The 8,461-nt window shown below is 42.7% G+C and carries 8 protein-coding genes, 1 pseudogene and 3 riboswitches; of the genes and pseudogenes, 6 read left to right on the top strand and 3 right to left on the bottom strand.

What is annotated here, in order from left to right:
- Window positions 1–162 (bottom strand): YitT family protein (locus AXI59_RS19155; protein WP_205632581.1); only part of this gene is annotated, 162 nt, incomplete at its 3' end.
- 65 nt (window positions 163–227) lie between these two features.
- Window positions 228–328: riboswitch (guanidine-I (ykkC/yxkD leader) on the bottom strand.
- A 356-nt stretch (window positions 329–684) separates the two neighbouring features.
- Here AXI59_RS19155 and AXI59_RS03970 point away from each other — a divergent pair.
- The gene (locus AXI59_RS03970) at window positions 685–1,224 is read left to right on the top strand and encodes a DUF4352 domain-containing protein (protein WP_156476223.1); all 540 of its coding nucleotides are present in this window, start codon (window positions 685–687) and stop codon (window positions 1,222–1,224) included.
- Between the two features lie 41 nt (window positions 1,225–1,265).
- Here the strand turns inward: AXI59_RS03970 and galE are convergent, their stop codons facing one another.
- Window positions 1,266–2,282 carry a UDP-glucose 4-epimerase GalE gene (gene galE, locus AXI59_RS03965; protein WP_061527482.1) on the bottom strand — a complete coding sequence of 339 codons (1,017 nt, stop codon included), beginning with the start codon at window positions 2,280–2,282 and terminating at the stop codon, window positions 1,266–1,268.
- A gap of 248 nt (window positions 2,283–2,530) precedes the next feature.
- Here galE and AXI59_RS03960 point away from each other — a divergent pair, with 248 nt between their 5' ends.
- The 5 genes and pseudogenes from AXI59_RS03960 (at window position 2,531) to AXI59_RS03945 (ending at window position 6,943) form a co-directional block, all read left to right on the top strand.
- On the top strand, window positions 2,531–2,932 hold the full coding sequence (locus AXI59_RS03960; RefSeq protein WP_061527473.1) for a hypothetical protein: 402 nt from the start codon (window positions 2,531–2,533) through the stop codon (window positions 2,930–2,932).
- Window positions 2,933–2,979: 47 nt separating this feature from the next.
- Window positions 2,980–4,212 carry a peptidase T gene (gene pepT / locus AXI59_RS03955; protein ID WP_061527472.1) on the top strand — a complete coding sequence of 411 codons (1,233 nt, stop codon included), beginning with the start codon at window positions 2,980–2,982 and terminating at the stop codon, window positions 4,210–4,212.
- Window positions 4,213–4,797: 585 nt separating this feature from the next.
- Window positions 4,798–4,965, top strand: coding sequence for a hypothetical protein (locus AXI59_RS19945; protein WP_167348357.1), 168 nt, complete (start codon window positions 4,798–4,800; stop codon window positions 4,963–4,965).
- 118 nt (window positions 4,966–5,083) lie between these two features.
- Window positions 5,084–5,560, top strand: a complete 477-nt coding sequence (locus AXI59_RS03950; RefSeq protein ID WP_061527471.1) for an LURP-one-related/scramblase family protein — start codon at window positions 5,084–5,086, stop codon at window positions 5,558–5,560.
- A gap of 81 nt (window positions 5,561–5,641) precedes the next feature.
- A riboswitch (SAM riboswitch) is annotated at window positions 5,642–5,728 on the top strand.
- A gap of 78 nt (window positions 5,729–5,806) precedes the next feature.
- A pseudogene (locus tag AXI59_RS03945) lies at window positions 5,807–6,943 on the top strand (5-methyltetrahydropteroyltriglutamate--homocysteine S-methyltransferase).
- 46 nt (window positions 6,944–6,989) lie between these two features.
- On the opposite strand, the gene AXI59_RS03940 reads toward AXI59_RS03945, so the two are convergent.
- Complete coding sequence (locus AXI59_RS03940; protein ID WP_061523282.1) at window positions 6,990–7,871, bottom strand: putative RNA methyltransferase; 882 nt, start codon at window positions 7,869–7,871, stop codon at window positions 6,990–6,992.
- A 410-nt stretch (window positions 7,872–8,281) separates the two neighbouring features.
- Window positions 8,282–8,382: riboswitch (purine riboswitch) on the top strand.
- Window positions 8,383–8,461: the final 79 nt, after the last annotated feature.

The following is an 8,461-nucleotide window of genomic DNA, read 5'->3' as shown; positions in this document are numbered from 1 at the left end:
GGTAACCCCGGGCGACCATTCAAACACATAGTATAAGATCAAGGTAAGCCCCGTTACCCCGCCCTCCCCAAGATCATTCGGAATGGCGAATAAATTAACGGCCAATGCAAAGAAAAAAGCACCCACTATCAGCATCAGCACATCCAGCAATCTCTTTTTCATCACAGACACTCCCTTTTTATAAAATCAAAAAAGCCCGGGAGAATACTCTTCATCAAAAGAGCAGAAACTCCCGGGCTTTTATCCCACCGTGTCATAACAGAAATCTGCTATGTGTTTCCTCTCGGTCCAGACCAATGTGTATTGCGGAACCCTAGAAAACCACTGTTTTTTCATGTTTAATTTTGTATTTCTTTCAAGATTATACGTTAAATCATAAGCATGATCAAGCTTTCTTTTTTCTTCACTTTATGAAATAGTATTCAATATTTCAGTTTACTGTCGATATAAAAAAAGATACCAAAAATACAGGAATAAATAATCATTAAAATACTATTTAGCCTAAAAATTGTATTGACTATAAATTATTTTACAGGCATTATAGTATATAGTTTTTAAGAAATTGTTTACATAGGAGGAAGAAACATGACAGGAAATCTGGTGTCTTGCAAGGCGTGCGGTAAAGAAATCGCAAAAGGTGTAAAAAAGTGCCCGAATTGTGGAAAAGATCAGCGAAACTTTTTTTTGAGGCATAAAATCATCACACTTATTTTAGCGATAGTTGTTATTGTCATTATCACAAACATCGGCGGAGGAGGCAGTTCTTCTTCATCTAAAACTGCATCTACAAAAGCTGCCGATACTAAAGAAAAATTATATAGCATCGGCGACACTGTTAAGACTGAAAAAACTGAAGTTACTGTTACGAAAGTAGAAAAAAGAGATTCAGTAGGAACTCAATTTGTCGAGAAAAAAGCATCTGACGGCGGCGTTATCGTGGCTGTGCAATATACAGTCAAAAACATTTCGAAAAAACCATTGAGCTCTTTTTCTATTCCGAGCGCTAAATTAGTAGATTCTGAAGGTACATCCTATGATGCAGATATTGACGCTTCTTCAAGCTATGCGACAGAAACAAAAGTGGACAACAGTAAAATCTTAAGCGACTTAAACCCAAACATTAAGGTCACTGACGTGAAAGCTTTTGAAGTAGATAAAAATGCGTATGCAGAAGGAACTTGGAAATTGAAGTTCAGCAACGATGTTGAAGTAAAAATTAAATAATATATAAAAGAGACCTTCTCGCCTGAAGGTCTCTTTTCTCATTACACCTTTTGATACCCGTTTATATTCAAAGACTGCCATTTCCAAGAGTCGGCGCACATCTCTTCCAGCCCGCGTTTTGCTTCCCAGCCTAATTCAGCCTTTGCTTTTGCCGGGTCGGCGAAGCATGCGGCGATGTCTCCAGGGCGTCTGTCTGCAAAACGGTACGGAACTTCTTTGCCTGATACCTTTTCAAAAGCCTTAACCATCTCAAGAACGCTGTAGCCGGTTCCCGTTCCGAGGTTATAGGCGTCAGCGCCTGTTGTGTTCAGTATTTTTTCCAGCGCTTTGACGTGGCCTTCAGCAAGGTCAACGACATGGATATAGTCACGCACGCCCGTGCCGTCTTTGGTCGGGTAATCATTGCCGAACACCTGTAATTGTTCGAGCTTGCCGACTGCTACTTGGGCGACATACGGCATTAAATTATTCGGGATGCCGTTCGGGTCTTCGCCGATCCGGCCGCTCGTATGCGCACCAAACGGATTAAAGTAACGGAGCAGCGCAATGCTCCATTCAGAGTCTGCCGTATGTAAATCGCGCAAAATCTGCTCCAGCATCAGCTTCGTATGCCCGTAAGGATTTGTTGCGCTTAATGGGAAGTCTTCGGTAATCGGCGTCGTTTCCGGGACGCCGTACACCGTCGCCGATGAACTGAAAACGATTTTTTTCACACCGTACGTTTGCATGGCTTCACATAAAATAAACGTTCCCGTCAGATTGTTATGGTAGTATCTGAGCGGCACCGCAACAGATTCACCGACCGCTTTTAATCCTGCAAAGTGAATGACGGCCTCAATGTCATATTCAGCGAACACCCGATGTACCGCTTCCCGGTCAAGGAGGTCCGCTTCATAAAACGCCAGCCCTTTTCCGGTAATGTCTTTTACCCGATCTAATGCTTCCGCTGAGCTGTTTGACAGATTATCCAGAACCACAATGTCATAGCCGCTGTTTAACAGCTCAACACATGTATGGCTTCCGATATAACCCGCTCCGCCTGTCACTAAAATTGCCATGATTGAAGCCTCCCTATTGAATGAATTGACCATATTATATAGGTTTTTTCTGCCTTCATCATCCATTTTCAAGAAGTTTAATAGTTTTTTCACAGTTCCTTCATATTTTGTTTTCATCTGTGTAAAAAAATCAACCTGCCTATGGACGAATTGATTTCTTTTGGAAAATATAATACAGATAAAGAAAGGAATTGATCTTATGAATATGAGCAATTCCTTTCTTTATCTTTATTGTTGTGATTTTATTAATGCTTCGGGAAAGGGAAATCCGGCCTGCAAAGCTGATCATTATCCCGCTTTTCATGCTGTGGGGGGGCGCAGCTTCCATCCAGCCGTCATTTTTTCACTCGCCGCTGAATATCGGGGTCTGCCTCGTATTGCTGGCAGCAGGCTTGCAGCCGGATTCGAATCGGGAATTAGTCACGGTAAGGATAAACCCAGAAAATGGAAACATTACGTCACGCGGTTCAATTGGAAGTGTTATTCTCATAATAGCAGTATTGGGATTGCGAATGGCGGCCAGCACCATGCTTCCCGGAGACAACGGACTGTTTACAGCCATCACCCATTCTCTTTTCTTCATTCCGCTCGGAACGATGGCCGCGCGCAATGCGGTTGTGTTTGCGATACGAAACGGGATTGTGAAATAGAAATTCTTTCCCCGGACATGGTAAGATAAGACAAAGGAGATGACGGTATGAAGAATGAGATCATTGAACGCTTTACGTCTTATGTAAAAGTCGATACACAATCTGATGAAAGCAACGAAAGCTGCCCATCAACCTCCGGCCAGCTGACGCTGGGTAACATGCTCGTGAACGAATTAAAGTCAATCGGCATGGAAGAGGTCACAATCGACGAGAACGGCTATGTGATGGCAACCCTGCCGGCAAATACAGACAAAGACGTGCCCGCCATCGGTTTTCTTGCCCATGTAGACACCGCAACCGACTTTACCGGAAAAAATGTGAATCCTCAGATTATTGAATGCTATGACGGGCGTGATATTGTCTTAAATGAGAAACTCAATGTCATTCTCTCACCGGAACAATTTCCGGAGCTTTCCGGCTATAAAGGCCAGACACTGATCACAACGGACGGCACGACACTGCTCGGAGCCGATAATAAAGCAGGCATTGCTGAAATCATGACGGCAATGGCTTATCTGATCAAGCATCCCGACATCAAACACGGTAACATCAGAGTCGCTTTTACGCCTGATGAAGAAATCGGCAGAGGCCCTCATAAATTTGACGTGGCCCGCTTTAACGCCGCTTTTGCATACACCGTAGACGGAGGCCCTCTCGGCGAACTTCAATATGAGAGCTTTAACGCTGCCGCTGCTAAGCTTACGTTTTACGGAAAAAGCGTTCACCCCGGAACGGCAAAAAACAAAATGGTCAACGCCTCCAAAATCGCGATGGAATTCCATCACTCGCTGCCGAAAGAGGAAGCACCGGAATATACAGAAGGATACGAAGGCTTCTATCATTTAATCTCAATGAACGGCGACGTCTCAGAAGCCAAATTGTCGTATATCATCAGGGATTTTGACAGAGAACGTTTTACGGCAAGAAAAGAAAACATGCAGGCGATTGCAGACGCACTCACAGCCAAATACGGAGAAAACAGCGTCAGCCTTGAGCTGCATGATCAATACTACAATATGAGAGAAAAAATTGAGCCCGTGAGAGAAATTGTTGACGTTGCGTACCAAGCCATGAAGAATCTGGACATCGAACCGATTATCGAACCGATCCGCGGCGGAACTGACGGCTCACAGCTCTCTTATATGGGCCTGCCGACACCGAATATCTTCACGGGCGGCCAAAATTTCCACGGAAAATATGAATACATTTCTGTCGATCATATGGAAAAAGCCGTAAACGTCATCATCGAAATCGCAAAGCTGTTTGAAGAACGAGCCTAATCTAAAAACCAAAGCACGTATGCTTTGGTTTTTTCATCCCTAAAATGAAACTTTTCCCCTTTTATTTCCGTAAATAAGGTATCAAACGGAAATAAGGAGTGAAGAATATGGCCAGAGGCACTGTGGCGAAAGCCTTGAAAAAAAACTTGATCATCTCGCGCAAACTTGAAACAAAATCAAACCCTTTCAAAAAGCTTCGAAAAATGTTTAAACGATTCTTTTAAGATAACGCGTTTCTTTCTCGATTTTCACCTAAAAAATAAAGAAAGCGCTATCATATAAGTACAGTTGTTTTGCATATCAAATGAATTTTTAGGGTACTGAACATACACAGGCAAACGAAAAAACGACACAATTAGTTAATTTGACATCTGTAAAAAATAGTAATAAAGTTATATAAACTATATTAATTTTACAGCCGATAGAATCTATAGAACCACACAACAAAGAGAAGTCATCACATCTTATGGTCTTTTTTACGGAAATTGTCGTTATTTTTTAAAAAAGTTTCAATTATTTGAATACTTTTCGTTTGTTTATCCGTACAATGAATAATACCAAAACTTTTTTTGGGAGGTATGTAAAATGATGTTACTTATATTCGCTGCTTTAACAGGTTATTTGGTTTTTTCTTTCAGTAAGGACAACCGCCGTAAAGCGCCAAAGACAAGCCCGCTGGTGACAGCTGCCGACACGGAAAACATCATTGATTTAAACGCGATCCGTCAAAAACGCCGGATGCCGTTTTCATAATAGGACAGCTGCCGCAGATAATCGGCAGCCTTTTTTTGCTTCCAAAATGACTATTATCCCGATAGAATTGAAACCTTTTGCCTCCTTTTTCCGTATAGAATAAAAAAAGGAGTTTTTTATGTATCATTTTTATATTAAAGAGCGGATGTTTTCATTTAAAGACCATTTTCAAGTATTTAATGAGGACGGAAAAGAGGTCTACAAAGTGGAGGGAAGCTTTTTTTCGTTTGGCGACGAACTGAAGCTGACGGATTTGGACGGCCGCACGCTCGTCACCATTGATCAGAAACTGATGTCTCTTGTTCCGCGATACGAAATTTCTGTCAGCGGCAAGCCCGTATGTGAAGTGAGAAAGAAAATAACATTTTTTAAGCCGAAGTTTGAAATTTCGCATCTCGGCTGGGAGATTACCGGTGATTTGTGGGGGCAGGATTTCCAAATCACAGACGGCACGGCGGACCGCATGACCGTCAATAAAAAATGGCTGAGCTGGGGAGATTCCTACCATTTGCAGATTACGGAGGAAGAGGACATTCTCCTTTGTCTTGCGATTGCGATCGTCATTGATATGGTTCTATTTGAGGACGAACATTAGAAATATTTTTCGAAATATATTGACAATATATAAAAACATACTAAGATTAATAGTATTACAGTTTATTCTGAATATAATATTTCCTTATCAAGAGAGGTGGAGGGACTGGCCCTATGATACCCGGCAACCGCTGTTCAGCAGAATGGTGCTAAATCCTGAAGATAAGGTTGAGATTGCGGACGCAAGCTCTTCCCTATCCAAGGGAAGAGCTTTTTTATATTTAAACCAGGAAAGAAGGAATTGTTAATGTCACAGCAAAACACAAAACAGCCATTGAACACTCTTCTAAGAAAAAAACCGCCGTTTCGGGCAGATCAGGTCGGAAGCCTTTTGCGGCCGGCGGCTGTGAAAAAAGCGCGGCTGCAAAAAGCAGCAGGTGAGATTTCGGCCGAACAGCTCCGCCAGGTCGAAAACGACGAAATCACCCGCATTGTGGAAAAGCAAAAAGAAACCGGCCTTCAAGTGGTAACAGACGGCGAATTCCGCCGGGCTTGGTGGCACTTTGACTTTTTGGAAAATTTAGACGGGGTCGAGGCATTTACGCCGGAAAGCGGGATTCAGTTCCATAATGTGCAGACAAAAGCGCGCGGCATTAAAGTAACCGGAGATATTGATTTTTCTGCTCATCCGATGCTTGATGACTATAAATTTCTTCACGGCATTGCCGGCAATGCCGTACCGAAAATGACCATTCCAAGCCCGAATATGCTGTTTTTCCGAGGTAAATTGGAAAAAGCGGCATACCAGAATGATTACAAACAATTTCAGCACGATGTGTCAAAGGCGTATAAAAAAGCCATTCAAGCTTTTTATGACGCCGGATGCCGCTACCTTCAGCTTGATGACACAGCGTGGGCCGTTTTCTTATCAGAAGCGGGCCTGCGTCAAATTGAAGCATTCGGTACGACGCCGGATGAGCTGCGCTAGCTGTTTGCTGCATCCATTAATGATGCCATCGCAGACCGCCCTGACGACTTGACCGTTACGATGCATATTTGCCGGGGCAACTTCCAGTCGACTTGGACAGCTGAAGGCGGCTACGACGCGGCGGCGGAAACGATTTTTGACGGGTTAGACCTGGACGGGCTGTTCTTGGAATATGATGACTCCCGCTCCGGCGGCTTTGAGCCGCTCCGTTATGTCAAACGCCCTGATCTTCAGCTTGTGCTCGGTTTGATTACGTCAAAATTCGGCGAACTGGAAAGCAAGGACAGCATGAAGCGCCGAATTGAAGAAGCTTCAAAATACGTCAGCCTGGATCAGCTCTGCCTCAGCCCGCAATGCGGATTCGCTTCCACTGAGGAAGGAAACCTGATCACAGAAGAACAGCAATGGGCAAAACTGCGCCATGTCGTTGAAATTGCCGGCGAGGTTTGGAAATAAGCACAAAAGAAGACACACTTGCCTGTGCAAGTGTGTCTTTCTCTTTTTATATAGGATTAGTGCCGATTAATAGATCGACATCAACTGTAATTTCAGCTCTTTCTTTTGCAGTAAACCGTTGGATTTTTTCTTCTGAACGCTTCCATGTTAAAGGCGTCATGCGAACCAGCAGAGAAAGCTCTGTTTGAGACAGGGGCTTCGTGTAGCACAGCCGCTTTCGCTGTACGGTTTGAAAGTTCATTTTGAAGCGGTCGGCTGCAGATGTGTTGGTATGAGCCTGTTTTTCGCTTCCCTCGAAAAAGAACTCTCTCACTTCTTTTAAATAATCACGCTGCGGCACAGCCTTGATCACTGCCCCGCCGTGTTTCAGAAGCCTGCTGTATTCCTTATAATTAGAAGGCGATAAAATCGACATAATCATATCAAAACTGCTGTCGCCAAACGGTGCGTCTGCCACATCAGCCACTGCAAAAACCATATCCTCCCCAAACGTTTTGGAAGCGGACAGCACTCCTTCTTTTGAGATATCAATACCTATTCCCGTCACGGAATACTCGGTTCGGAGCGCTCTGCATACAGCGGATACATGTGATCCCTCTCCGCATCCGGCGTCCAAAACAGTCATCGGTTTTTGCGGAGATTGCAGGCAGCTGATGATCTCAGTAATCTCTCTTCGAAGCGGATCAAAAAATTGCTGTGTTTCAAAAAGCTCCCGTCTCGCTTCAAACAGTGCCTTTTGATACTGGCTTTTGACCGGCTTCGTCAGGAAATTCACATACCCTTGTTTTGATATATCAAATGTATGCCCGTGTTTGCAAATCAAACTTTTATATTGTGAAACTGACATCCGCGTATGGCAAAGAGGACACCTGAATACTGATTGCCAGGCTTTTATCAGTGCAGCACGTTTTATTTTTTTATCAGACAAAAAAACACCTCATTCATTCGTTTTTAAATCAATGAAAAAGGCATAGACAAATAAACCTCGCATATTTCCTGAAAAATGAGATGCTGCTTGGTTTATGACATTCATCTATACCCCTCATTATCTGTAACGAATGAACTGGATGATCATAGAAATGACTCCTTTTGTCTTTATACGCCGAGAGCTGTGCCCTCATCTTTATTTTATCAACTCTGTTTCGTTTGTACAATGACAGAGAAGGCTTTATGCGGCCTGCTTGCAAGAGCAACGGCTTCTATTATACCTTAACTATCCATTTACTATTTACATATCTTTCATATCCTTTATTTTTTTTATTTATAATATAAATTTATTATTTTGAAAATATCTAAAAAGGTTGATTTTCAAAAATTGAAACGATAAAATACTGCTATCTCATGTTATATTGTTATTCTTGTATATGATCAGTAATATGGTCTGATTGTTTCTACCTAGCGCCGTAAAAGACTAGACTACAAGGAAGTTTGAATAAATTTGAACGAGTGAAAAGCGTATGACGCTGTCTTATTCTTTTCTTTTGGCTCTTATTTATCACAATTTCCGGAAATTGTGAT

The sequence above is a fragment of the Bacillus nakamurai genome, from assembly GCF_001584325.1.
In the GTDB taxonomy this organism is placed as follows: domain Bacteria; phylum Bacillota; class Bacilli; order Bacillales; family Bacillaceae; genus Bacillus; species Bacillus nakamurai.
This window is presented reverse-complemented; position numbering and strand designations above follow the sequence as displayed.